The sequence below is a fragment of the Mesorhizobium sp. M0001 genome, from assembly GCF_040324255.1.
In the GTDB taxonomy this organism is placed as follows: Bacteria; Pseudomonadota; Alphaproteobacteria; order Rhizobiales; family Rhizobiaceae; genus Mesorhizobium.
Genome location: NZ_JAMYVS010000015.1, coordinates 67,319 through 90,465 on the forward strand (window position 1 = coordinate 67,319; position 23,147 = coordinate 90,465).

The window sequence follows — 23,147 nt, forward strand, 5'->3', positions numbered from 1 at the left end:
CGGGCGAGGTTTTCGATCAGGAAGCTTCGAGCGCATCGGCGTCGTCACCGTCCTCCATGATGGCGCAGGGCAAGGGATCGCCTTCACCGCGCTCGTCGGCAAGCGATTTCGCGGCGAAATAGCGCCGCCTGCCGGGTTGTCCCCGCCGCGGAGGCCGAAGGCCGACGCGGCGGGACGGTTTTTGCGCCTATCGGCGCTGCTGTTCCGCCGTGTCGGGCGGAAGCTCGGAATGGGGCTTTGATAGGGCGTCTGCTGCCTGCCGCAGCAGTCGCTCGGCCTCGGTGACGTGGCCGCAAAATGCGGGCGGCTTCGGCATGGACGGAGATCGGAAAGCGCGCCTGGAAATGCAGGTCGCGCTCTATGCCGAGGCCAAGCGGCCCTTTTACGGATGCAAGCTCGGCCAGACTGACGCTGCCAAGTTCGGGGAAGCCGAAGCCGAGATCGCAAAGACCGAACAGCGTGTCGCCATCGGCGTCGAGTTCGCTCAGAAGCGAGGTCGCGGCACCTGTCGGATCAAACAGTTTCACAACGGGAAAATGGTCGATGTCGGCGCCGGCGGCGCCATGGGCGAGCAGTCGTGCGCGCAGTGGATTGGTGATCAGGATCATGGAAAGACTCCTTGTCAGAACGGGTCGCGTTGACTTCTTGCGTCCGGCGGGAGAAAGGTTCACCGGACCTTCCTCTGATCCGCCTCCCCATTAGAGACCGACCTCGAGCAGCTTTGCGCCGCGCGCGGACACATCGGCGCGTCCATCAGGAGGGTTTGCCCGCGTGGTGATCGGCTGGACGCCGGGAATGAGCGTCTGCTCCTTTGCGGCGTCGGCTCGGTCGCGGTCAGTTGAGGATCGCGCATCGTCATGCCGCAATACCTTCTTGCGCCTCGCCTTCCGCATCGGCCGGAAGGCCAAACAGGAAATCAGCGGCCTTCGAAGCTAGGCTGGCGGCACGGAATATAGCGCGGTTGTCCTCGCGCAGCACCTTCAGCCATGAGCCGATGTAATCGGCGTGACGCACGGTCGGCTCGATGCCGAGATTGCTGCAGACGAAGGCGGCAGTGATTTCGGCGACCAATTCTTCACGCGCGTAGGCCTTGGAGCCGAACGAGCCGGAGAGGTCGCGAGCAAGCCGCGTCGGGTGGCCGGTCCAGTGGCCTAGCTCGTGAAAGCAGGTCCGGTAATAGTCGATCTGCTGATGGAACGCTGGCTGCGGCGGCACCTGAATGTGGTCGCTGCACGGCATGTAGAAAGCGCGATCGCCGCCGACCCTGAAATCCGCACCGCTGGCGAGAATGAGCGTCTCGGCCTGCGGCACGATCTCGCACTGTGGCAGCGGCTCGGCAGGGGCATGGAGGTGTTCCGGAAGATTGTCGCATTGCGCGACATTGAAGACGGTAAAGCGCTTCAGAAAAGGCACGGCCTGTGGTGCATCGCCCTCGTGGCGTGCGCGCTCCTTCTCGTTCTTTGGGACAAAGCGGTCGGCATGCACGATCGTCGTGCCGCGCTCGCCCTTCCTGACATTGCCGCCCAGGGCAAGCGCCTGCCGGAAGGTCAGCCAATTCTGGCTGGGATAGCTGCGCTCGATGACGGCGCCCCACAGGATGAGGATATTGATGCCGGAATAGGTGCGCCCCGTGGACGCATTCCTCGGCAGGCCGAGGCCTGCTTTTGCGCTGCCCCATGGCTTGACCCATGGCACGGTGCCGCGCTCCAGCTCGGCAATGATGCGGTCGGTGATCTCCTGATAGAGGCTTGCGCCTGGGCGCCTGCCCTTGCCTGCGCCAGCCTCTCCGCTGGTGGTACGCTTGCTGTTTGCACGCATGTGTTATCCTCCGCTCGCCAATCGCCGCGCCTTTCCCCGGAAGCGGGGTGGGCGGCGAGTCGCGACCGGAAAGGCCCGCCGTGGTAGGCGGACCGCATCCGAAGGACCGGAACGAAGAGGAGGACCCTGAGCGGCACGCGAAGGGTTGCGGGCTGCCGCGGCGGGTCTAGAAGGGAGTGCCGCCCGCCCCGCGCCACCGGGAAAGGCCAACAGACAAACCGCGCCGCCCGCAAGGGCGGCGGCCGTCACAGCCCGAAGGGCTGCCCACGCCAAGGGGCGAAGCCGAATGGCCGAGACCGCCTGAGCTTGCCGAAGAAAAGCGGGCTCGGTTCACGAGCACCTGGTGCGCGTCGTCAGGCGCGCGGGCGCCCGCCAAGTTTTTTCGCACATGGTCAGGCGCCGCAGTTACGTCGAGAACCAAAAGGCATCGGCGCCGTGCGCGCGGCTTCCTCCGAAAACCAGCGCTCGCCTTTCAACAAATTGAGGCGTTGTCCCACTCAATATTCCTGTCCGTGATCATGATAGATGCGGCGCGCCCGCTAGGACCGGAGGCTGGAGAGAATCTCGCACGGATCAGCGTCAAGGGCCGCAGTTATGTCGAGAAACTCGATGACATCGAGACGCCGCTCTGCGCCCTCGTACTTGGCCACGAAGGATTGGGGACGACCAAGCTTGTCAGCCAGCTGCTTCTGGGTCAGGCCTTTGGCCTTGCGCAGCAAAACCAGCCGGGCCAGGAACCGCTGGTGGCGGAGCGATCGAAGGGATTTGGGCATGGAGGCGAACCGGTCGGGTAAAGACCGGATCAGCGACTAATCCCGGTTTCGGATTATCCCATTTTGGGATATACTGCCTGCGCTCACAGGCGAGGTTCGCAGGCATGAATGGACCAATGGGAACAGATGAGACTCGAAGCTCAAGTTTGAGCGATGAAGTCCCCTGGTCGGAGAACCTCACGAGCTACGACAGGGAGCATTTCACGATCTACCTGCGGATCCTGGATGCCTGCGCCGAGAATGCCAGCGAAAAGGAGATGGCCGAGCGCATCCTCGGCATCGACCCGTCCATTGACCCGGTCCGCGCCCGCAAAGCTCTTCGCAGCCATATCGACCGTGCGAACTGGATGGTGACGACCGGCTACAAGGAACTGTTCGCCGGCTGATGCACAGCGCCCAATGCCACGTGTTTCGAGTAGGCAAGTCTCTGTAGCCAAATTCGGCAGCGCACGGCCGCGACAGCGGGCGCTGCGGGAGCGGTCACAACTGGTTCGCGTACTGTTTGACTGCCATTTCCAGTGCTTGCATCAAAGGCACAGCCTTGGAGAAGAGGAAGCCTTGAGCGGTTCGGCAACCAAGCTTGTGCAGGGTTTGCCGATCCGCCTCTGTTTCGACGCCCTCGGCCATGACCTCGATCCCGAGCATGTCACCGAGTTCGATGACGGATTTGACAAGCAGTCGGTCCTCTCGGGACTTGGCCAAGCCGCGAATGAAGCCTTGGTCTATTTTCACCTTGCGTATCCGACGGTCCTTGAGAGATGCCAAGGTAGAAAAGCCGGTGCCGAAGTCGTCGAGCGCGATGGAAATACCGGCATGCGAAAGCCGTCCGAGCTTTTCATCCACTCTGTCCGGATCCACCGGCGATTCTTCGGTAATCTCGATTTCGAACATCGTCGCAGGCAGGCCTCTTGCGGCCAGACCATCCAGAACCATGTCGTCGATATCGCCGGCTTCCAGTTCGCGCGGGGAAACATTCATCGCCACACGAATGTTACGACAGTCAGCTTTCACCAAGCCGTCGATAAAAGCACAACAGTCGGCGAATACGGTTTGCGTCAGCAGCTGAAGCATTCCGGTTTCGCGTGCGGCTGTGATGATTTCGGGTGGAGAGATGGCACCATGTGTCGGATGGGACCATCTCAGCAAGGCTTCAAAACCGACCACGGCCTCGGTGTCGAGTTTCACGATCGGCTGGAACCAAGGTTGCAATCTTCCCGTCTTTATCGCCGAATGAAGGTCCCGTTCGATGGACTGGCGGCGTTGGAGTTCCCGGTCGAGTTCGGCATCGAACAGGCAAAATTCGTTCCTGCCATGGCGCTTGGCCGTATAAAGGGCGATATCGGCCCGCAACAGCATTTCAGTCAGGCTCGACGTCTGCGCCAAGTATATCCCTATCGATGCCCCGACGCGCACGGACGCGACCCCGATATAGGGGCGAGCAATTTTGGCTATGATATTGGAGGCGAGATCACTGGCAGAAAGCGAAGCTCTCGTTGAGGGAAAAACCAGCACGAATTCATCGCCGCCAATACGAGCTAGCGTTGAGCCTTCCGGTGCTTCCTGCTCTATGCGGCGGGCGATCATGACAAGCAGTTCATCACCGGTCCTGTGACCGTAGGTGTCGTTGACAGATTTAAAGCCGTCCAGATCAATCAGCATTGCCACGAAGGGGCCATCCGCGGTCTTGAACCGACCGATGGCGTGTTCAAGGCCCCGCCTGTTGAGAAGGGCGGTCAAATGGTCCTCCCTGGAGTTGCGCTCCATTTCCGACGCAAGTCGCTCTGCCTCATGTCTCAGGCGGCTTGCTTCGCGGAAGCGCGCCTGCCCAACAAACGAAGCTCGGACCAAGCCGCCCATGAAGAGCAGAACGGTGAAAGCCAGAATGTAGCGTTCAAAATTGCCTTTCGCCAAAAGGCACGCCACCGTGATGAGGAGTGGAGGTGTGATGAAGCTGGTCGCCGCGGCGGCATACGAGCTGCCATATGTAACCGCACCAGCTGAAATGCCCGCCAGTATGACCAGATGCATCGGTGCTTGAGGTGTTGTGTATCCAACAGTCAGCACGGCCGGGAAGGACCAGGCAAACCCTGCCAGAAGGGCAAGGACGCCAAACATGCGAAGGCGCGGCAAAACGCCAAGCAAATCCTGATGGCGCCCCGTTTCCTTTAGCTGAAAACGGGCGAGTGCAAGCCGGGCGGCATTTAGCGCATTGACGACCAGGAACCAGCTTGCAGCGGCGAAGCCGCCGCCAGAAAGGGCCTGCACCCCGCAAATCAGGCCTGACAGGATCGCGCTTATCGGCATCGACACGAAGAGCCCGGCCCTCAGGTCAGCAAGCTGATCCTGACGGATTTTGGCCTCCAGCGATTCTTCTTTCTTTAGGGGTGCCATGAATGGACCAGCTTGCTTCCGTCATTGTTCGCGAGGACCAAACCTATGCAAGCCCACTGAAGGACGGGTTAACTACCCAGCGAGGGTAACCAGTGCGCTCACCATGCTTCGGGTCACACCTTTGGCTTAGCATTGCCGAATCATCAAGCGCCCGCGCGCGTGCCTTGATCCGAATCATGCCATGATCGGCAACGTCACCAGGAAGCAGCCTTGCCCGCGACGCTGCGAGCCAGCAAGACAAAGAAGCCGCGCCGAGACAGCGCTCCAGAGCGGTAGCGCTCTGTGCGATTCACCGCCTGAGCATGGCCGAAATGCCATGGCGGACAAAGGGAAGATGTTGGGCAAAGCGGAGCCCAGCATGTCTTGCAAGCCGTGCCGCCGGGTGCTCGCTTGAGTAAAGACCGACAAGCATGTTGGTGGCATGATAGAGCGGCGCCGCCGACAGCCGCAGCCGGCTTTCGTATCTGCCGAGCATGTCGGGATCGGCAATGTCGCGGCGGGCGCGACATGCTGTCAGTATTTTATGAGCGAGTTGCTTCTGGCCGCTGAGGCCGATGTTGAAGCCATGCGCGGTCACCGGGTGCATGCCGATGGCAGCGTCTCCTATCAGTGCCGCACTCGGTGCCGAGAACTTGTGAGCCCAGGTCGTGACCAGCGGATAGGCATGGCGGGTGCTTGCCAGGGTCATCTGCCCGAGGCATCCTCGACACCGGTTCATCAATTCCATGAGGAACAATTCGTCATCGAGAACAGACAGTCTATCGGCCTCGATTGAGCGCAAAGTTAGAAGCAGCGACGACACGCCTTCCATGAGCGGCAACATCGCTATGGTCTGATGGTGGTCGAACCATTCGACCGCGATCTGGTGATGGAAGCGCTCGTGCCTCACTCGGCAAATCAGCATTGAGTGGCCAAGCGGATGGATGTTGGCGCCAATGCCGAGCAGGTCGCGCATCGCGGACAAACGCGAATCCGCTGCGACGAGCAGCCGAGCGGCCAATTGCCTGCCATCAGAAAGCGTTATGACCGCCTCGTCGTCGCTATTTGTTGCATTGACGACCGAGTTGCCGCACAGCACCGGGGCATGATCCTGGAAGTACACAATTTTGAACAGGGCATCGCGGATCCGACAATTTGGGACCAGAAATCCGAGTGGTTCCCCAGATCCGCTGGGAGTATCGAAGCACAGGGCGAAAGGGCTCGATCCGTTGAGCACGCGCGCGCCATGAAGCGGTGATTTGTCCGATGCGGGGATGGCATCCCAGGCGCCGAGCTCGCGAAGGATTCTCACTGATGCGTGGGTCAGCGCGATCTCGCGACCGTCGAAAGCCGGATTCGCGAGGCTGTCGAGCGACTGCCGTTCAACCACAGCTACCTTGAGTCGGCTCCGGGCGAGCGATGCTGCGAAGGCAAGTCCGACCGGCCCAGCTCCGACGACAATGATGTCGAATGTCTCGACAGAGCCGGCCATCAGCGTGCCGCCATAGCGGCTATCTGCGATACGAAGCGCTCTTGAAGCATCGCAATCACCCACGGTTTGCCGCTCATCTCCCCAGCGTCGATAGACATGCGTTCTCCGTTGGAAGCCTGGTCAATGAAACCATGCCGATGAAGAGATAACGCTGATCTGGATCAACCAGGCTCGACAAACCCGGCAACTGCGGGTTCACGGTCGAGTGGTCGATTGCCGCGAAAACGTTGCATGTCTAGTCATTCTGAATGGTCGGCTTCCCAATCGCGTGCCTCTCCTACCCAAAGGTTCGGCAACGTATTGCCGGCTGATCCGTTCTTCGCACGCGCGGCGATATCGTCATAACGCGGGCGATCGCCAGCTAAAGATTCGGTCGATGACGACCAGCATCCGCACAGTCCTTGGCGCCGCCAACCGGTTCAGCCTCGCGGCTCTTCCCGATCGATAAGGATCCGCTGGGCGGAGCCGTCGAGATCTTCGTATTGGCCGCTCATCAAGATCCACAGGAAGCCCCGGTCCAAGCCCCACCAAAACAGGCAGCGGCCATCGCATTCCCTCAGGACGGGCGTCTTCGCTGACGACAGCGTGCTCGCCAACCATGACGGGCGCTATACGCTGAAGGAACTCGCCGACGGCCTCATGTCCAAGTGATGTGGGAAGGGAGTAGAACCAAAGGGACTCTGCTTGGCGTCCCCGCTTTTTCCGCAGCTATGAAACCGTCACCGAACGGGTCCCTACTGAGGAGGAGGCTGTCCTTGACTTGCCCGACGCCGGCAACCTTCTCAGCCGCAACAATCGCTGCCTTCCGCTGACGCTCATCGACAATCGCCCCCTTCAGTTCGACAAGGCCGTCGCTGACCCTCACATCGATCAAGTCACCACCGCTCCAGGTTTGTGACTGCAGTTCGGCAAGTATGGCCTTGCGGATCAGGTCGTCATCGGGTGGCGTGGTGCCCTGTTTCGGCATGGCGCGGATCAGGACAAGCAGCAAATCAGTTCGCGTGATGATGCCGACGACCCTGTCCCGATCGACAATCGGAACATTGTTGATGCGATGTTGCATCATCAGGTCGACAATATCTGCAATCGGGGCGCCAGGAGGCGCCGAGATGACGGGTGTGGTCATCACCTGATGGATAATCCGTCCATTCGAGCGCGCATAGTCATTGGCGGTTGTGCCCGGGCCAAGATCAAGCTCCAGCCAGCGCGGACGCACACGCTGGGTCCCGAGTTCCTCTCGGCGCAAGAAGTCGCTTTTGCTTACAATGCCGATCAGGGTGCCGTCGCTGTTCGCTACCGGCAGGCAGCTGACCTTTTTTGAAAGCATGAGCTCGACCGCTTCGGCTATCGTCGCGTTCGCATGCGTCGTGATGACTGGCTTCGTCATTATGGATTCGGCTTGCATCCTCACCCTCCTGATCTTTCGTGACGACGATAGGACATCCCGACCCGCGGCGCGTTGATCTGAGTCACTTGGAACGAGGAGCATTCTCCGCGCCGTCGTCGCGGTCGATAAGAATGCGCTCCGCCGCGCCATCGAGATCGTCGTACTGGCCGCTTCTCAACGCCCACAGGAAGCCGGACAGGCCGAGTGCGCCAAGGAACAGCGCCACCGGAATGAGATAGGCGAGCGTCGTCATGAGGATTGGGCCAAGGCGCCGGCCCGCGCGGGCCTGTCCTGCCGCGCAGTTTCGGACGGCGCACCCGTTGCGAAGCCTTGCAGACGCATGGCATTTCCAATCACAAGCAATGACGAGGCAGACATCGCGACCGCCGCGATGAGAGGCGTAACGTGGCCCAGAATGGCGATCGGCACGGCCACAGCATTGTAAACGATCGCAATTGTTATGTTCTGTCGGATCAGGCTTCCCGCCTTGCGCGACACGTCCAGCGCCAGCGGGATCGCCAAAAGGCTTTCGCGCAGAAAAACGAAGTCGGCTGCATTGCGGCCAATGTCGGCCGCCGTGGCGGGTGCGATCGAGACATCCGCGGCGCTCAGCGCCGGTGTGTCGTTGAGCCCGTCGCCAACCATCAGAACCTTGTGCCCGTCTCTCGCCAGACTCTCGATGCGTTCAACCTTGCCGGACGGGAGCAGGCAGGGAACGAAGTCATCGACACCGAGCACGTCCGCAATCTCGGCGCAGGCTTTCGCGGTATCGCCCGACAGCATTTCCACGCACATACCAGCGTTGCGCAGTTGATCGATCGCTGCCCTGGTGTCGAGGCGTAGCGCATCTTCGAAAACGAAGGACGCGACAATCATGCCGTTTTTCGTCAGCACTGTTCCGCCATAGCCATGTTTGCCTTCGCCGCCGGTTCGCGCCTTCCAGCCAGCCCATCCGCGTCGACCCAGCCGCCAGGTGATACCGGCGGCGGTGGCTTCGATCCCGAAACCCGGGTGCTCGGTCACCGCATCGAATTTGTGCTGGCTGCTGCTGACGGCAAAGCCGGCAATGGCCTTTGAATATGGATGACGCGAATGCGCGGCCAAGTCGGCAGCGATTGCCAGCATGGCGGGATCGATCGACGACGTGTTGACGAGCCTGGGCTGGCCAAGCGTGAGCGTGCCGGTCTTGTCGAACACGGCTGTATCGATCGCTGCCAGGCGCTCCATGGCCGAGCCGTCCTTCACCATGATGCCGTTCTCGAACAGGCGCCGCGCGGCGACCACCTGAACGATTGGGACGGCGAGGCCAAGCGCGCAGGGGCATGTGATGATGAGAACAGCGATGGCAATCGTCATCGCCCGATGCCAGTCGCCGGTCGCCGCCATCCAGCCCGTGAATGTTACCAATGCGGTGAGATGAACCACGGGCGCGTAGAGTGCCGACACGCGGTCGGCGATACGGCGATACCGGGCGCGACCACCTTCGGCGGCCTCCATAAGCCGAACCATTTCCGCCAAGAACGAATCTTTCGCGGCGGCTGTGGCCTCTATCGTCAGCGGACCGGTAAGGTTGAGGACCCCGGCCTGCACGGTGTCTTCCGGCGCCACGCTACTGGGCGTGCTCTCGCCAGTGACCAGTGAGCAGTCAAGATCCGACGCCCCATGAACGATCGTGCTGTCGACGGGGATTCTCTCGCCGGCTGCAATGAGCAGTTGCATCCCCGGTTCGATTTCGCCAACCGGCAAATAGTCCCGAGCGCCATCGCCGCGCAGCACCATGGCACCGCGTGCGGCCAACTGTGACAGGTTCTTTACCGCGGTCCGCGCGCGTTCCCGCATCACGTGATCGAGCGTGCGACCGATCAGGAGAAAGAACAGCAGGGATACCGATGCGTCGAAATAGGCGTGGTCGCCGTGGGTGATCGTCTCATAGAGGCTCATGGCGTAGGCCAGCGACACGCCGACGGCGATCGGCACGTCCATGTTCATGCGGCCGTGGCGCAGCGCATTCCACGCCGACTTGAAGAAGATGCCGCCGGCGAAGGCCAGCGCAGGAATGGCGATCAGGGCCGAGACCCAGTGGAACAGGTCGCGGGTGGCGCCCTCGGCGCCGGACCAGACCGACACCGAGAGCAGCATGATGTTGCCCGCAGCAAAGCCGGCAACAGCGACGGCGCGGATAAGCTCCGAAAGCATCTTGTCCTTTGCATCAATCACGGTTTCGAACAAATGCGCCTGATAGCCGAGCCGGCCGAGCACAGCGACCAATGGTGGAGCCTCGTCGCCGCGCCAGCGGACTGAGACCCGCTTGGTTGACAGGTTCACGCGAGCTGCCTCGACGTGACCGAGTTTTCCCAAGGCCGTCTCGATCGTCTGGATGCAGGCGCCGCAATGAACGGTCGGCACCGAAAGGTCGGTCTGATGAAGGTCGTCGCCAAGCGATCGGCTGGCCAGCCTGACCTCCTGGCTGGACGGCAGAACTGAAGTGGCGCTGACAAGATCCAGCGCGACTTCCGCGCCCGGTGCACAGCAGCTCATTTTAGCGCTCCATTGGAAATCATGACCCTGCGCACGTCGCGATAAGGTCTTGCCAGGCCGGCATCGGCGTCGATTTCGACAATCCACACTCCATCCCTTGGCACGTGTTGTGCTGCAAACTCCTGGCCAGAGACGAGGGCGAGCGTGACGGACTCATCCTCTTTCTCGTAAGCCGGATGGCGAAACAGCACCTTCACGCCATGCAGGGAAACCGGTTTGCCCGCGGCGTCGATGATGCGATAGCGGACTTCGCCCCATGCGATGGTCAACTGGCCGGTCCAGCCAAGCGCTGCCTGCGCACGGCCTTCCTCGGCCTTCTTGTTGAATTGTTGGCTCGCCACATAGGTATTTTCGACGACAAGGCCGGTCCAGCTTGTGTTGGCAAGCGTCGCCATCGTCAGATTGACCGCGATGACCACGCCGAAAAAGGCAAGGATGGTGGCCAACATGTGCCTGCCGGTGAACTCGCGGGGTTTTCGCGTGGTGGCGTTCATCTGGCGATCTCCGGCGAGTTGAAGGTGGCGGTGTATTCGTTGGACTCGAAGCTGACCTTGTCTTCGACCCGGAATGTGAAGGTCTGCGCCTGGCCATGAATCTGGTCGGCGGGCAGGCGCACGAAAATTTTCAGCATCTTCAGCCGGTCCGGTTCAACCTGGACCGGGAACGAGCGGGCGGCCGGCAGGTCGACGCCAACGATGCTCATTTCTGCGCCCGGCAAACCCCCAAGGGCGACGACGATCGTTCTTGGCTCGGGGATCATATTCAAAAGCTTGACGGTGTAGCCATTACGGATTGAGCCGTCCGACAGCGTCACGAATTGCGGATTGCGGTCGTGCAAGACGTTGATTTCGAGCCGGTCGCGCGTGAGCAGCGAAAAGAGCAGGCCCAGTCCGATCAGCGACCACATCGCCATGTAGACATAGGTGCGTGGCCGAAAGATCTTGCGGACCTGGAAATGCGCCACCCTGTCCGAAAACAGGCCGTCATCCGTCCTGACCAGTGATGGATTGACCGAGCTGGCGCCGCCGGCGGTGGCCAGGATCATGTTGGCGTTGTAGTCGGAGAGCGTCGCGTAGGAGATCAGTCCTCGCGCTTTGCCGAGCTTGTCCATGACGCCGTCACAGGCATCGATGCAGAGCGCGCAGGTGATGCATTCGAGTTGCTGACCGTCGCGTATGTCGATCCCCATCGGACAGACGGCGACACAGGCATTGCAGTCGACGCAATCGCCGACGGGATGCCCTGCGGCAAGAACCTTCTTGGCGTGACGGGTGCGCGGTTCGCCGCGCCAGTCATTGTAGGTGACGGTGAGCGAGCTCTCGTCGAGCATGGCTGCCTGGATGCGCGGCCAAGGGCACATATAGGTGCAGACCTGTTCGCGCATCAGCCCGCCAAACGTGTAGGTCGTCGCCGTCAGAACCGCGACGGTGATGTAAGCGACAGGCGCTGCCGTGCCGGTGAAGAGTTCGCCGAGCAGCGTCGGCGCATCGGCGAAATAGAAGATCCATGCGCCACCAGTCGCTGCGGCTATGACCAGCCAGATGACGTGTTTTGATGCCCGCAGCACAAGCTTACGAGTGGTCCAGGGACCGGCATCGAGCTTGATGCGTGCGTTGCGGTCGCCCTCGATCGCGCGCTCGAGGACCAGGAACAGATCGACCCATACGGTCTGTGGGCATGTGTAGCCACACCAGGCACGGCCAACAGTCGACGTGATCAGGAAAAGACCGACGCCGGCCATGACCAGAAGGCCGGCGACATAGTAGAATTCCTGGGGCCATATCTCGATGAAGAAGAAATAGAAGCGCCGGTTGGCGACATCAAGCAGCACCGCCTGGTCGGGGGCAAACGGACCGCGGTCCCAGCGCAGCCACGGCGTCAGATAGTAGATGCCGAGCGTGATCGCCATCACGATCCATTTGAATCGGCGAAAGCTGCCCGAGGCCCGCTTCGGGAAGATCTTCCTGCGCGCGGCATACATTGGCTGGCGCACCTTGGCGGAGTTGACCGTCGTGGGTTCGATCCGTTCTATTTGCGTGTTATCGAGCACGAGAAGCTCCAGTCACCAGCGACGATTTCGCCGGAAGCCGACTCATCGGTTCTGGATGATGCCGAGGCCCGGCTTGCGCCGGGCCTCGTCGCTTGGCGGGAGGGGGAGGACGAGAATAGGCTGCTTTCCTATTCTCCGCCGCCAAGCGAATGGATGTAGACCGCCAGTTCCTTGACCTTGATCTCGCCGAGGCGCGCGCCCCAAGCCGGCATCACGCCCTGTTTCGGTGCGGTTACCTGGGCGGCGATGGCGGCTTCGCCCGATCCGTAGAGCCAGATGGCGTCGGTCAGATCAGGAGCGCCGAGTTCCTTGTTGCCCTTTGCATTGTTGCCATGACAGGCCACGCAGTTTTCGGCAAAGACCTTGGCGCCGGGCGCCACCAACACCTGATCGCTGACGGTTTGGGACAGGCTGGCAATATAGGCGCTGACCTGTTTGATCTGATCGGCAGTGATGATGTCGCCAAAGGCCGGCATTTCGGACAGGCGCGTATCCGGATCGGAGGCGAAGCGAATGCCATGTGTAACCGTCTGCTGGATCTGGTCCGCCTTGCCGCCCCACAGCCAGTCGTCGTCGTTGAGGTTGGGGAAGCCCTTGGAGCCCTGGGCGCCGGAGCCATGGCACTGGACGCAATTGAGCTTGAACGCGGCACCGCCGGCGGCGACGGCGAATTCGCGCAGCGTGTCGTCCGCCGCGATCTCCGAAACACTTTTCGCTTCTATCGCGGCGACATATTTGCCCTTGGCTGCTTCAGCCTTGGACAACTCGTCCCCGACATCGTTGCGGCTGGAGTAGCCGAGCACCCCCTTGGTTGCCGTGTGCAGCAGAGGCCATGCCGGATAGGCGATGGTGTAGCCGATCGCCCAGACTATGGTGATGTAGAACGTCCAGATCCACCAGCGCGGAAGCGGGTTGTTGAGCTCCCGGATGCCGTCCCACTCATGACCGGTGGTTGAGATGCCGGAAACCTCGTCGATGTGATCGCTGCTCATGATCAGTCCTCCTTCAGAGGAATTTGAGCTGCTTCGCCGGCTTGCCTGCGGCTTCCGGGACGAACTGCAAAGGCAACGGATCCGATGAAGAAAAGAGCCATGGCAAGTAGGCCCCAGCTGTCGGCAAACTCCCGCATGAAATTGTACGTCATGGCCATTGTCCTCAGCGGTAGCCGGCGGTCTCATCGTAGTTCTTGAAATCGACCAGCGTGCCCAGCATCTGGAGATAAGAAACCAGCGCGTCCATTTCGGTGACTTGCTGCGGGTTGCCGTCGAAGTCGCCGATCTTGGCCTTGGGGTAGCGGGCCTCGAGGCCGGATGTGTCGGCGTTGGGATCAGCCTGCGCCATCAAATCGGCATTGGCGTTGGCGATCATGTCGTCGGAGTAAGGGACGCCGACGCGCCTGTTGGCGACCAGATGCGTCGAGAAGTCCTTCACCGCGATCGGCTTGTCCTTCAGGAAGGCATAGCTCGGCATGATCGATTCCGGCACCACGGACCGTGGATCTGTCAGGTGATCCACGTGCCACAGGTTGGAATACCGGTCGCCAACGCGGGCGAGATCCGGTCCGGTGCGCTTCGATCCCCACTGGAAGGGGTGGTCGTATATCGACTCGGCCGCCAGGCTGTAGTGGCCGTAGCGCTCGACCTCGTCACGGAACGGCCTGATCATCTGGCTGTGGCAGAGGTAGCAGCCCTCGCGGACATAGATGTTTCGCCCGGCAAGTTCGAGCGGCGAGTAGGGGCGCATGCCTTCCACCTTCTCGATCGTGTTGTCGAGATAGAAGAGCGGCGCGATCTCGACGATGCCGCCGACCGTTACCACTAGGAGGGAGCCCACGAGTAGAAGTGTAGCGTTCTTCTCGATGACCGCGTGTCTGTTCATCAACCTCATTTTCTGTCTCATCATCGCGCAAGCTGGAGGGCGGGGGTGGAGCGCGGCATCGGATCCTGCTCGCGCCGGTAGCCGAGGATGGTCATGGCGATGTTCCAGGCCATGAGCAGGGCGCCGGCCAGATACATGGCGCCGCCGATGGCACGCATGATGTAGTAAGGATGCATGGCTGCCACGGTTTCGGCGAAGGAGTAGACCAGGAAGCCCTGTTCGTCGTATTCGCGCCACATCAGGCCCTGCATGATGCCGGACACCCACATCACCGCGGCGTAGACGACGATGCCGAGCGTCGCCAGCCAGAAATGCCAGGTGACGAGCCTGAGCGAATAGAGGCGTTCACGGTTCCAGAGTCTCGGCACCATGAAGTAGATTGCGCCAAACGAGATCATGCCGACCCAGCCGAGTGCGCCGGAATGGACGTGGCCAATGGTCCAGTCGGTATAATGCGACAGCGAGTTGACCGTCTTGATCGACATCATCGGGCCTTCGAAGGTCGACATGCCGTAGAAGGCGATGGCCATCACCATCATGCGGATGATGGGATCGGTGCGCAGCTTGTCCCAGGCGCCCGACAGCGTCATCAGGCCGTTGATCATGCCGCCCCATGACGGCATCCACAGCATGATCGAGAACACCATGCCAAGCGTCTGCGCCCAGTCGGGCAGGGCGGTGTAGTGCAGGTGATGCGGCCCGGCCCAGATGTAGAGGAAGATGATTGCCCAGAAATGGACGATCGAGAGGCGGTAGGAATAGACCGGCCGGTTGGCCTGCTTGGGCACGAAATAGTACATCATGCCGAGGAAGCCGGCGGTGAGGAAGAACCCGACCGCATTGTGGCCGTACCACCACTGCGTCAGGGCGTCCTGGACTCCGGAAAATGCGGAATAGCTCTTGGATCCGAGGAAGGAGGCCGGCATCGAGAGGTTGTTGATCACATGCAGCATCGCGATGGTCACGATGAAGGAAAGGTAGAACCAGTTGGCGACGTAGATGTGCGGTTCCTTGCGCTTCAGGATGGTGCCCAGAAACAGGATCAGGTAGGCGACCCAGACGATGGTCAGCCAGATGTCGACATACCATTCGGGTTCCGCATATTCGCGGCTCTCGGTGATGCCGAGCAGATAACCGGTCGCGGCCATGACAATGAAGAGCTGGTAGCCCCAGAACACGAACCAGGCGAGATCGCCACCGAACAGCCGAGCGCGGCATGTGCGTTGGACGACATAGAGAGACGTGCAAAGCAGCGCGTTGCCGCCGAAGGCAAAGACGACGCCCGAGGTGTGCAGAGGCCGCAAGCGGCCGAAGTTGAACCAGGGCTGGATGTTGAGATCGGGATAGGCAAGCTGCAGCGCGATGGCCACGCCGACAAGCATGCCGATGACACCCCAGAACATGGTGGCGATTGCGCCATAGCGGATTGGCCCGTCCATGTAAGCGGACGGGTCGATCGGAGCGGCAGGCTTGAACTCAGTGTTACGCAGTAGGATCGCAGTGAAGCCAGCCAAGGCGAAGAACAAGACCCACATGTGCTGGCGAAAGGGTTCATCCACCCCAGTGCCAGCCGCCACCAAAGCCGCGAATGCGAACAGGCTTAGAAGCACGATTTCTTTGCCGAATTTCATCGCAAACCCCGATTTCCAATTCCGGCGGATGCCAAACCGCGGTGCCTTATTGCGCAGCCGTCGCCTGCTCGCCCTGATCCATGTCAGAGCCGCACCATTTTGCTCGAGCAGCATCGAGTTCGGTGCGATCAGACTGCGACGATCGAATGTGGAAGCGCACCACCGGCCGCCCGTTTATGGATGGGGCCTGGCGTCCCGGTCGGGCCCCGGGTGCGGAGGCGACCGCGGGCGTGTGGGGGAGCGCACCTTCTGCGACGCTGGAAAGCAGGTCGACGCCTTACCGAACCCCGCGTTCAATGCATTGGAACGGCCAGCGCCAGCGTTACGCTGCCGTCGTGACATTCATGGCTTGGGGAGACGGCGATTTTCCCCTGCGGATGAGGCGTATTGACTTCGGCCAAGTGTGGATGCTTCGCCGACGAGCCGAAAGGCAACTGGCGCATACGATCGGATGGAGAACGGGCTGTCGCTACGCGACTTCTTCTGAGCCCAACGCGAGCATGCCCTGCCCCGAATGAAGTAAGTGACGGGGGCCATGCAGCTTCTGCGTCATTCAAACGGCTGTAGCGCCTCGGCCGCCGCAGCGCCGTTCCAGCCGGCTCATGCTGTCCACGGTGACGCGGCGGTTGTTCTCGATCCGAATCACGCCGTCCATTCTCAGGCTGGTCAGCTGACGGCTCACGGTCTCGTTTGTGATTCCAAGGAAATCAGAAATGTCGGCACGCGTCATCGGCAGCTCGAAGCACGTCGAGCTAGCCGTCGGGTCAACATTGGAGTCGATGTTCCGGGCAATCATGAGGAGAAAGCTCGCCACCTTTTCTGGTGCGGTCTTGCGCCCCAGAGTCACCATCCATTCGCGTGCCTCGTCAAGTTCGTTCAGCGCCTGCTTGAGCAGGCGATGCACAAATTCGGGTGACTGCTTCATCATCCGTTCGATGGCCGCTCTGGGAAACGAGCATAGCGAGACAGCTGTTGCCGCTTCCGCATTGATCGCACTTTTCATCTTGAAGGGCCGACCCAGAAAATCCGGGGCGAACTGCAGGCCGACAATCTGTTGGCGTCCATCTGACAGGCTCTTCGTGAGCTTCACCACGCCTGAAAGCACGTTCGAATAACAGTCGACCGCCTCGGCGTCGCCGATCAGTTCGACCCCCGGCTCGATATTGTGCCGCGACGACGTCTTGGCGAGCTGAGCCAAATGGTCTGGCTCTAGCGCGCCACAGACACCGCGGCGCCGTGCCTCGCAAGACAGGCAAAGAACGGGGATGCCGGAACTGTGAATATCCTGCCGTAATGTCATTCGATCGCTCTACCGGTCCGTGCGGGCAGGATAGCATCCACGGTAGAAAAATCCTTGCGGCAGTTTGTCCGTGCTGAAGGTTGATCGAAATCAGGGCTTAGGCTCATCCAAGCATCCACAGTTCGGGCGACGCAAACACGGTGGACCACGACATGCGACAAAAGCTAGTTGCCAGATTTGGCGAGAAAGTCCCGCGCTACACGAGCTACCCGACCGCGCCGCATTTCAATCCAGGCGTTGATGCTGCCGTTTGTCGTGGCTGGCTGCAAGCGCTCGGCGGTGGTGACGAGATCTCGCTCTATCTGCACATCCCTTACTGCGACAAGCTTTGCTGGTTCTGTGCCTGCCATACCAAGCAGACACGCCATTACGAACCGGTGACCACATATCTGCGCTCACTGCATGCCGAGATCGCCACCGTCGCCAGTCTTGTCGCAGGCAAGGGTCGCGTCCGTGCCGTCCATTTCGGTGGCGGTTCGCCGACCATGCTCAAACCCGAAGATATGGTGGCGCTGGGAACCGCCCTGCGCAACAGCTTCGGCTTTCTTCCCGGCGCCACGATCAGCGTTGAAATCGAACCCAACGATATGGACGATGCCCGCCTCGATGCGCTTGCCGAAATCGGCATGACCCGTGCGAGCCTCGGCGTCCAGGACTTCGATCCGAAGGTTCAGAAGGCAATCAACCGCGAGCAGAGCTTTTTGCAGACCAAAGCGGTAGTCGACGGTGTTCGTTCGCGCGGCGTCGAATCCGTCAATCTAGACCTGCTCTACGGCCTGCCGCACCAAACCAGGGCGAGCGTTTCCTCAACGGTCGCGCAGGCACTGACCCTGGAGCCGGACAGGATAGCGCTTTTTGGCTACGCCCATGTGCCGTGGTTCAAGAAACACCAGACGATGATCGACGAGGCATGGCTGCCCGGTCCCGCGGAGAGATTTGCTCAATCGCAACTGGCGGCGCGGGCGATCGTGGACCAAGGGTACGAAGCAATCGGCCTCGACCATTTCGCCAAACCCGGCGATGCCCTGGCCCTTGCCGCCCGCGCCGGAACACTGCACCGGAACTTTCAGGGTTACACCGACGATTGTTGCGAAACCTTGATTGGGTTAGGCCCATCGTCCATCAGCCAGTTTCGGCAGGGCTATGCGCAGAACATGCTTTCGACCAGCGAATATCGATGCACGGTGGATGACGGCGGGCTGGCCGCTGTTCGGGGTATCGCACTTTCCAACGACGACCGCGTTCGCGGCTGGATCATCGAACGTTTGATGTGCGACTTCGCCTTCTCGGCCATCGATCTGGTGGAACGCTTCGGCGAGGCCGGCCAGAGGCTCCTCCTTCAGTCAAGTTCCATGGCCCTCCACGATCCGGTTCGATTGCTTGAACTTGATGGCGACAGATTCGTTGTGCCGGCTGAAAGTCGCCCTTTCGTCCGAAGCATCGCGGCCAGGTTCGACAAATATTTCGAAGCTGGAACGGCCAGGCACTCGGCGGCAGTCTGAGCACTCAGAGGAATGGTCATGCCTCTCAGTCGATCATGGACCGCGGTACGTTTGTTGATCGGCGACCGTCTATCGAGACAAGATTCTGAGCGGACCAGACGCGTCTTGGCGCAGCGACGATATCGTCCGCTCGAGCCCTGCCTGTCGGATCATGGTTGTCGGCGACAGCTCCCTTCGACCTGAACCACCCGTTCACCCGAATTCTGCCGGCGCAGTTCCAGTGGAAAGGGCCTGGGCTAGACGGCTCTCTTGTTACCCCAGAGCACAACGTGCAGCTGCGGTAGCACGCGGGCCTCGAACCATCTGTCGCGGGTCACGCTGTCAACCAGCCACTCCATGCGCTTCAATATTCCGTCAAGGTCGACAGGCGCGTCATCATTTGTGGGGTGTGGCGGCGTGTGATTGCCGGGCTGCAGATAGATCGGAAGTTGCGGAAATTGCGCAGCGGCGTCTTTCGCGTAGGTGTAGTCCCTTTCGTCGAAAACAATGAGCTTGAGCACGACTTGGGGCTTGCCTTGTGCCGCCTGGAGGCACGCCTCGACAGCGGCCCAATCTGTCGTCATTTGGCTTGACGGCGGCTTTGGGCTGAGGATCAGCACGTCAAGCTGCGCAAACCAGTCCCTGGCAAGCGACCCTTGGGTTTCCAGCGCAAAACGGTAACCGTCACCATGGCCCCGGTCGATGAGCGCGCCGAGCGGCTGGATGGCCGGATTGCCGCCTGATAGCGACACCATCAGCGGGCGGCCACCGGAAAGGGCAAGCACATTTTTCCACACCGCGCCAACGGACATCATCTCCCATTCATGGCGGAATTGATTGTCCACAGCATGGAGGCTGTCGCACCAGGAACAGCGATAGTCACACCCGCCGGTTCTGACGAAGATCGTCGGCAAACCTATGAGCACGCCCTCGCCCTGGATCGTCGGCCCGAAAATCTCGCTAACGCGGATTGCGGGATGAGTATTCGTCATGGCCGGTATTCCGCCCAGGTTTTCGGCGTTTCGCTCACCCGCACGGCCGCGGTTTCGCTCAGGCGTGCCTTGCACCAGTCGTAGAAATGTCTGGCCAGATATTCCGCCGTGACTTGCTCGTGTCCCAGCACGTCGTTGAGATGCCGGTGGTCGAAGCTCTCGTCGATGTAGCGTTTGAATGGCGCCAAGTCGTGGTAGTCGCGCACGAAGCCGTGATCGTCCAGTCCATCCGCTGAAAGCTCCACTTCGACGATGTAGTTATGTCCGTGCAGGCGCGCGCATTGGTGATCGGGTGGCAATGAGGTGAGCTGATGCGAGGCTGAGAAGTGGAATTCCTTGGTGATGCGGAACATTACGCGGTAGTCCTTCGCAGCGCTCCGAGCCAGAAGTCGGAGTCCTCATACTCGGTTGGGTCCGGGTGCCCAGCGATGTGAAACGCCTCACGCCGCTCGACGCAGGTCCCGCACCTCCCGCAATGACGCTCGGCGCCCTTGTAACAGGACCAGGTCTGCGCAAACGGCGTGCCGTATGTGGCTCCATCCGTAACAATGTCCGCCTTCGTCAGGTTCACATAGGGTGCATAAAGGCGAATCTGCGCGTAGCCGTCGAGCGCGTGGTCCTGCATCATCTGGAAAGCGTCGATGAAGGCCGGACGGCAATCGGGATAGACAACGTGATCCCCACCATGCACGGCCGTCGCCACTGCGTCAGCGTCTTGCGCTGCGGCGAGGCCGAAGGCAATGGCCAACATGATGGCGTTCCGGTTGGGCACCACCGTTATCTTCATAGTGTCTTCGGCATAGTGCCCGTCGGGCACGTCCACATTGTCGGTCAGCGCGGAGCCGGAAAGGCCGCCGCCGATCTCGTGGATATCGATGATTCGCTGCGGGACACTCAGGCGCTCCGCGCAGAGGGTGGCGAAGCCCAATTCCTTCCTATGCCGTTGGCCGTAATCGAACGATAGCAGGCCGGTAAGCTGGTGCTCCGCTGCCACCTTGTGGGCAAGAGTAACGGAATCCAATCCGCCGGAGCAGACGACGAGAGTCTTCATCGTTGGGTCCTTGTTTTAACCGGGTAGGCTGCGACCGGAGATTTCTCTGCGCTCCAGTACTTCAGGAAAACCATTTTGTGAAGTGAACGGAGACCAGTTCGTGCGCTTGCGTGCGATGCGCAAAAAGCCCTCGCGGTGAGCTGCAAGGACACAGACTGGCGAGACGTCACCCTTCAGCGGAATGCTCAAAGTCGAACGCTTCTCGGGGACAAAGTTCTCGACGAGCAGAGCCTGGCGGTCCCGAGCGCCGAGCGACGCCATTGCAACGGTTTCGGGGTAGAAAGCCGAGATGGGCTTGCCGCAAACAGCTCACTTACCAGGGATGTTCAGCGATGCCGAAATCCAGATATCGGGATGGATTATGAGGTCAATTGTCGCGACAGCTTTGGCTGGCCTGCTCCTCGCGTTTCGTAGATGCAGCGCATTCCACTTCAGGATCATTTTGATGAGCGCGCCCTCGATGGATGACCGGCGAACCCTGAATAACCGGTCGTGAGCCGACATCTGTGAACAAGCGGTGTGGTCGATTGCAATCACCCATGTCTTGCGCACAGGTACCTTATGGCAGTGGATGAACTGAACTTGATGGTTTTACAGATGGCAGTCGAAAGCGTCCGCTCGCTCTCGTTGAGCTTCGCTGAAAAAGCCGCCGAGATAGCCACCAGGAGCCGCGGCAGCCTGCTTTTCGACGCGCGGATCGACGGTGACGCGCAGGTCCAGCGGGTCGCAGCCATCCGATATCACGGCGGCCAGTTCGGCGTGCTGGCGTTAGACGGACACGGCCTAGTTACCCACTATTGCATCGTTAACGGTATGTTCTCACATTACATTGCGGCCTTGGAGAGCTGGCACAGGATGCCCCTGTCGATGCAGGCCAAGATGGATGCCAACGGCAATGCCCGTCTCTTCGTAGCGGCGTTGCGGGATGCCGGACATATGCTGGGCACCTAGCATTTGGCCAGAATGCATCTCTGAATTTGCAAGTGCATCACTGCGATGGCGCCGGCATGATCGTCATGCTCGAAAAGGGCTGCGGCGGCCGCGGCAAAGCGGTCGCCGCGATGGTGGTGTCAACGGCGTTGCATCGATGCGAGCGTTTAGAACAGAGGTCTCCTCCTGGCATCGAGCGCATGCAAGGAGCTACGCAAGCGCAAATGTATCAAGTATTTTGAAGGGACGACCCCTCATGCATACTTAGCTGCGATGCTCGGGCGGCATAAGCCTCGTTGCCATCTAGCCGCCTTGATGCACGGCGATAAGCTTTGACGGCCTGAAGCGACGCTGTGGTCGCCGTTGCGGTGCTTTTCCACGCGCCTCGTCATGCGCCGGGATTGCTCCGGCGTGATGGCAGGCGGGGGTTCGCAGGTTCGGGTCGGCGGTTCGGTTCGGGGCGTCTGCGCCCCATCTTTATGTCGCGAGTTGGGGGATGCGATCGGGACGATGCGCAGAATACGCTGGCCGGGGCAGAATGTCGGCAGGTGCAGGCGGATTTGCGATTTCATCTCGACCACCCGCGCAGCGATTTTGATGAGGCGCAATCGCAGCGTGTCGAATTGGGCGACGGCAAAGCTCGAGAGCCTCGGCGTCGCTGCCCGCAAGCCCCACATCAACCAGTAAGCACCGGCATGCAGGAATAGCCGGAACTGGTTGGCCGTCGCTCTGGTGCAGGATGTGCGGTCGGCGGCAAGATGCGCCTTCCACGACTTGATGTGGTTCTCGGCCGCGCCGCGCCGGCAGTAGACATCCTCGTAGAGCGCCTTCGCCTTCCCACCGGCAACGTTGGTGACGACGAAGCGGATATCGCCACCGTGGGCGCCGACCTCGACCCGCGCGATGATGCGCTCGACGCGGCTCCAACTAGCGGCGCCGTCAACGAACTTCTTGAACCTGCGGACCTTGCCTGTCTTGGCCGACGCTTCGAAGCGCGCGGTCGTGCTGGCCTCCAGATCCGCGACATGCTTGCGCAGGGTCGTGGTGGGCGCGAGGCCAAAGATGAAGTCGACGTCGTTGGCGCGGCACCAGTCCATGACCTGCGGGTTGCAATAATGGCTATCGCCGCGGAGCAGGATTCGAATGTTCGGCCAGTTGATCTGGATCGCCCGCACCAGACGGCGCAGGTGGGGGCGGATCTCAGCCCCACTCGGCCGCTTGGCCGGTCGGAGGATCGCGCTGACGAACCGTCCCGCACCATCGAACACGACGATCGGCTGGAAGCCGTACTTGTCATGGTGGGCATTGAACAGGCGAAGCTGTTGGCCTCCGTGCACAGCGTCGAAGGTGTCATCAATGTCGAGTACGATCCGCTTCGGCACTTGCCGGAACGAGGCGCAATAGAGATCGACCATCGCCCGTCCCATCGCGACCAGCTCCCGCACCCCGGGTAGGT

23 protein-coding genes and 2 pseudogenes are annotated in these 23,147 nt (G+C 60.9%); 4 read left to right on the top strand and 21 right to left on the bottom strand.

What is annotated here, in order from left to right; genetic code table 11:
* Nucleotides 1-187: 187 nt before the first annotated feature.
* The 3 genes and pseudogenes from NKK50_RS27595 to NKK50_RS27605 form a co-directional block, all read right to left on the bottom strand.
* Nucleotides 188-608: pseudogene (locus tag NKK50_RS27595) on the bottom strand (DUF2958 domain-containing protein).
* 247 nt (nucleotides 609-855) lie between these two features.
* The gene (locus NKK50_RS27600; protein ID WP_023697813.1) at nucleotides 856-1,818 is read right to left on the bottom strand and encodes an ArdC family protein; all 963 of its coding nucleotides are present in this window, start codon (nucleotides 1,816-1,818) and stop codon (nucleotides 856-858) included.
* Nucleotides 1,819-2,357: 539 nt separating this feature from the next.
* Entirely contained in the window at nucleotides 2,358-2,591 is a 234-nt protein-coding gene (locus NKK50_RS27605) for a helix-turn-helix domain-containing protein (protein WP_352544204.1), read from the bottom strand.
* A 104-nt stretch (nucleotides 2,592-2,695) separates the two neighbouring features.
* Here NKK50_RS27605 and NKK50_RS27610 point away from each other — a divergent pair, with 104 nt between their 5' ends.
* Nucleotides 2,696-2,977 carry a DNA -binding domain-containing protein gene (locus NKK50_RS27610; protein ID WP_081731646.1) on the top strand — a complete coding sequence of 94 codons (282 nt, stop codon included), beginning with the start codon at nucleotides 2,696-2,698 and terminating at the stop codon, nucleotides 2,975-2,977.
* Between the two features lie 94 nt (nucleotides 2,978-3,071).
* On the opposite strand, the gene NKK50_RS27615 is transcribed toward NKK50_RS27610, so the two are convergent.
* The 13 genes from NKK50_RS27615 to NKK50_RS27675 form a co-directional block, all read right to left on the bottom strand.
* A complete protein-coding gene (locus NKK50_RS27615; protein ID WP_352512963.1) occupies nucleotides 3,072-4,982 on the bottom strand; it encodes a putative bifunctional diguanylate cyclase/phosphodiesterase in 1,911 nt (636 codons plus the stop codon).
* 289 nt (nucleotides 4,983-5,271) lie between these two features.
* Nucleotides 5,272-6,453, bottom strand: coding sequence for a 5-demethoxyubiquinol-8 5-hydroxylase UbiM (gene ubiM / locus NKK50_RS27620; protein ID WP_023708052.1), 1,182 nt, complete (start codon nucleotides 6,451-6,453; stop codon nucleotides 5,272-5,274).
* A 419-nt stretch (nucleotides 6,454-6,872) separates the two neighbouring features.
* Nucleotides 6,873-6,989, bottom strand: a complete 117-nt coding sequence (ccoS, locus tag NKK50_RS27625) for a cbb3-type cytochrome oxidase assembly protein CcoS (protein ID WP_502896567.1) — start codon at nucleotides 6,987-6,989, stop codon at nucleotides 6,873-6,875.
* A gap of 101 nt (nucleotides 6,990-7,090) precedes the next feature.
* Entirely contained in the window at nucleotides 7,091-7,858 is a 768-nt protein-coding gene (locus NKK50_RS27630; RefSeq protein WP_352544205.1) for a CBS domain-containing protein, read from the bottom strand.
* A 64-nt stretch (nucleotides 7,859-7,922) separates the two neighbouring features.
* Nucleotides 7,923-8,093, bottom strand: coding sequence for a cbb3-type cytochrome oxidase assembly protein CcoS (gene ccoS / locus NKK50_RS27635; protein ID WP_023685546.1), 171 nt, complete (start codon nucleotides 8,091-8,093; stop codon nucleotides 7,923-7,925).
* Nucleotides 8,090-10,378, bottom strand: coding sequence for a cation-translocating P-type ATPase (locus tag NKK50_RS27640; protein WP_352544206.1), 2,289 nt, complete (start codon nucleotides 10,376-10,378; stop codon nucleotides 8,090-8,092). Before NKK50_RS27640 ends, ccoS (NKK50_RS27635) begins: the two co-directional genes overlap by 4 nt.
* Nucleotides 10,375-10,872, bottom strand: coding sequence for a FixH family protein (locus NKK50_RS27645; RefSeq protein ID WP_352544207.1), 498 nt, complete (start codon nucleotides 10,870-10,872; stop codon nucleotides 10,375-10,377). Before NKK50_RS27645 ends, NKK50_RS27640 begins: the two co-directional genes overlap by 4 nt.
* Entirely contained in the window at nucleotides 10,869-12,428 is a 1,560-nt protein-coding gene (gene ccoG / locus NKK50_RS27650) for a cytochrome c oxidase accessory protein CcoG (protein WP_352544208.1), read from the bottom strand. Before ccoG ends, NKK50_RS27645 begins: the two co-directional genes overlap by 4 nt.
* 128 nt (nucleotides 12,429-12,556) lie before the next feature.
* Nucleotides 12,557-13,420: a cytochrome-c oxidase, cbb3-type subunit III gene (gene ccoP / locus NKK50_RS27655; protein WP_352544209.1), complete on the bottom strand. Its 864-nt coding sequence runs from the start codon at nucleotides 13,418-13,420 to the stop codon at nucleotides 12,557-12,559.
* Nucleotides 13,421-13,422: 2 nt separating this feature from the next.
* The gene (locus NKK50_RS27660; protein WP_023690689.1) at nucleotides 13,423-13,572 is read right to left on the bottom strand and encodes a CcoQ/FixQ family Cbb3-type cytochrome c oxidase assembly chaperone; all 150 of its coding nucleotides are present in this window, start codon (nucleotides 13,570-13,572) and stop codon (nucleotides 13,423-13,425) included.
* A gap of 11 nt (nucleotides 13,573-13,583) precedes the next feature.
* Nucleotides 13,584-14,315: a cytochrome-c oxidase, cbb3-type subunit II gene (gene ccoO, locus NKK50_RS27665; protein WP_352544210.1), complete on the bottom strand. Its 732-nt coding sequence runs from the start codon at nucleotides 14,313-14,315 to the stop codon at nucleotides 13,584-13,586.
* Between the two features lie 11 nt (nucleotides 14,316-14,326).
* Complete coding sequence (gene ccoN / locus NKK50_RS27670; protein ID WP_352544211.1) at nucleotides 14,327-15,937, bottom strand: cytochrome-c oxidase, cbb3-type subunit I; 1,611 nt, start codon at nucleotides 15,935-15,937, stop codon at nucleotides 14,327-14,329.
* Nucleotides 15,938-16,490: 553 nt separating this feature from the next.
* A complete protein-coding gene (locus NKK50_RS27675; protein ID WP_023708062.1) occupies nucleotides 16,491-17,237 on the bottom strand; it encodes a Crp/Fnr family transcriptional regulator in 747 nt (248 codons plus the stop codon).
* A gap of 152 nt (nucleotides 17,238-17,389) precedes the next feature.
* On the opposite strand from NKK50_RS27675, the gene hemN reads away from it, so the two are divergent.
* Nucleotides 17,390-18,739 carry an oxygen-independent coproporphyrinogen III oxidase gene (gene hemN / locus NKK50_RS27680; RefSeq protein ID WP_352544212.1) on the top strand — a complete coding sequence of 450 codons (1,350 nt, stop codon included), beginning with the start codon at nucleotides 17,390-17,392 and terminating at the stop codon, nucleotides 18,737-18,739.
* 236 nt (nucleotides 18,740-18,975) lie between these two features.
* Here the strand turns inward: hemN and queE are convergent, their stop codons facing one another.
* From queE to NKK50_RS27700, 4 genes are read right to left on the bottom strand one after another with little or no spacing between them, the layout of a single operon-like run.
* A complete protein-coding gene (gene queE, locus NKK50_RS27685) occupies nucleotides 18,976-19,710 on the bottom strand; it encodes a 7-carboxy-7-deazaguanine synthase QueE (RefSeq protein WP_023713158.1) in 735 nt (244 codons plus the stop codon).
* Nucleotides 19,707-20,063, bottom strand: coding sequence for a 6-carboxytetrahydropterin synthase QueD (gene queD / locus NKK50_RS27690; RefSeq protein WP_023673552.1), 357 nt, complete (start codon nucleotides 20,061-20,063; stop codon nucleotides 19,707-19,709). The genes queE and queD overlap by 4 nt, the downstream gene beginning before the upstream one ends.
* Entirely contained in the window at nucleotides 20,063-20,761 is a 699-nt protein-coding gene (gene queC, locus NKK50_RS27695) for a 7-cyano-7-deazaguanine synthase QueC (protein WP_352515443.1), read from the bottom strand. The genes queD and queC overlap by 1 nt, the downstream gene beginning before the upstream one ends.
* A 15-nt stretch (nucleotides 20,762-20,776) precedes the next feature.
* Nucleotides 20,777-21,022 (bottom strand): hypothetical protein, encoded by a 246-nt coding sequence (locus NKK50_RS27700; RefSeq protein WP_352544213.1) that lies wholly within the window; start codon nucleotides 21,020-21,022, stop codon nucleotides 20,777-20,779.
* A gap of 300 nt (nucleotides 21,023-21,322) precedes the next feature.
* On the opposite strand from NKK50_RS27700, the gene NKK50_RS27705 reads away from it, so the two are divergent.
* Together NKK50_RS27705 and NKK50_RS27710 are read left to right on the top strand one after the other, a co-directional pair.
* Nucleotides 21,323-21,712 (top strand): hypothetical protein, encoded by a 390-nt coding sequence (locus tag NKK50_RS27705; RefSeq protein WP_352544214.1) that lies wholly within the window; start codon nucleotides 21,323-21,325, stop codon nucleotides 21,710-21,712.
* Nucleotides 21,713-21,768: 56 nt separating this feature from the next.
* Nucleotides 21,769-21,933 (top strand): hypothetical protein, encoded by a 165-nt coding sequence (locus tag NKK50_RS27710; protein WP_352544215.1) that lies wholly within the window; start codon nucleotides 21,769-21,771, stop codon nucleotides 21,931-21,933.
* 235 nt (nucleotides 21,934-22,168) lie between these two features.
* Here the strand turns inward: NKK50_RS27710 and NKK50_RS27715 are convergent.
* Nucleotides 22,169-23,147, bottom strand: a pseudogene (locus NKK50_RS27715) (IS1380 family transposase); the annotation flags it as partial.

Bases quoted from the DNA above. Each gene is read 5' to 3' on its own strand.
- NKK50_RS27600 (WP_023697813.1), bottom strand. From the start codon at position 1,818: ATGCGTGCAAACAGCAAGCGTACCACCAGCGGAGAGGCTGGCGCAGGC.
- NKK50_RS27605 (WP_352544204.1), bottom strand. From the start codon at position 2,591: ATGCCCAAATCCCTTCGATCGCTCCGCCACCAGCGGTTCCTGGCCCGG.
- NKK50_RS27610 (WP_081731646.1), top strand. From the start codon at position 2,696: ATGAATGGACCAATGGGAACAGATGAGACTCGAAGCTCAAGTTTGAGC.
- NKK50_RS27615 (WP_352512963.1), bottom strand. From the start codon at position 4,982: ATGGCACCCCTAAAGAAAGAAGAATCGCTGGAGGCCAAAATCCGTCAG.
- ubiM (WP_023708052.1), bottom strand. From the start codon at position 6,453: ATGGCCGGCTCTGTCGAGACATTCGACATCATTGTCGTCGGAGCTGGG.
- NKK50_RS27630 (WP_352544205.1), bottom strand. From the start codon at position 7,858: ATGCAAGCCGAATCCATAATGACGAAGCCAGTCATCACGACGCATGCG.
- ccoS (WP_023685546.1), bottom strand. From the start codon at position 8,093: ATGACGACGCTCGCCTATCTCATTCCGGTGGCGCTGTTCCTTGGCGCA.
- NKK50_RS27640 (WP_352544206.1), bottom strand. From the start codon at position 10,378: ATGAGCTGCTGTGCACCGGGCGCGGAAGTCGCGCTGGATCTTGTCAGC.
- NKK50_RS27645 (WP_352544207.1), bottom strand. From the start codon at position 10,872: ATGAACGCCACCACGCGAAAACCCCGCGAGTTCACCGGCAGGCACATG.
- ccoP (WP_352544209.1), bottom strand. From the start codon at position 13,420: ATGAGCAGCGATCACATCGACGAGGTTTCCGGCATCTCAACCACCGGT.
- NKK50_RS27660 (WP_023690689.1), bottom strand. From the start codon at position 13,572: ATGACGTACAATTTCATGCGGGAGTTTGCCGACAGCTGGGGCCTACTT.
- ccoO (WP_352544210.1), bottom strand. From the start codon at position 14,315: ATGAGGTTGATGAACAGACACGCGGTCATCGAGAAGAACGCTACACTT.
- ccoN (WP_352544211.1), bottom strand. From the start codon at position 15,937: ATGAAATTCGGCAAAGAAATCGTGCTTCTAAGCCTGTTCGCATTCGCG.
- NKK50_RS27675 (WP_023708062.1), bottom strand. From the start codon at position 17,237: ATGACATTACGGCAGGATATTCACAGTTCCGGCATCCCCGTTCTTTGC.
- hemN (WP_352544212.1), top strand. From the start codon at position 17,390: ATGCGACAAAAGCTAGTTGCCAGATTTGGCGAGAAAGTCCCGCGCTAC.
- queE (WP_023713158.1), bottom strand. From the start codon at position 19,710: ATGACGAATACTCATCCCGCAATCCGCGTTAGCGAGATTTTCGGGCCG.
- queD (WP_023673552.1), bottom strand. From the start codon at position 20,063: ATGTTCCGCATCACCAAGGAATTCCACTTCTCAGCCTCGCATCAGCTC.
- queC (WP_352515443.1), bottom strand. From the start codon at position 20,761: ATGAAGACTCTCGTCGTCTGCTCCGGCGGATTGGATTCCGTTACTCTT.
- NKK50_RS27700 (WP_352544213.1), bottom strand. From the start codon at position 21,022: ATGGCGTCGCTCGGCGCTCGGGACCGCCAGGCTCTGCTCGTCGAGAAC.
- NKK50_RS27705 (WP_352544214.1), top strand. From the start codon at position 21,323: ATGGCAGTGGATGAACTGAACTTGATGGTTTTACAGATGGCAGTCGAA.
- NKK50_RS27710 (WP_352544215.1), top strand. From the start codon at position 21,769: ATGATCGTCATGCTCGAAAAGGGCTGCGGCGGCCGCGGCAAAGCGGTC.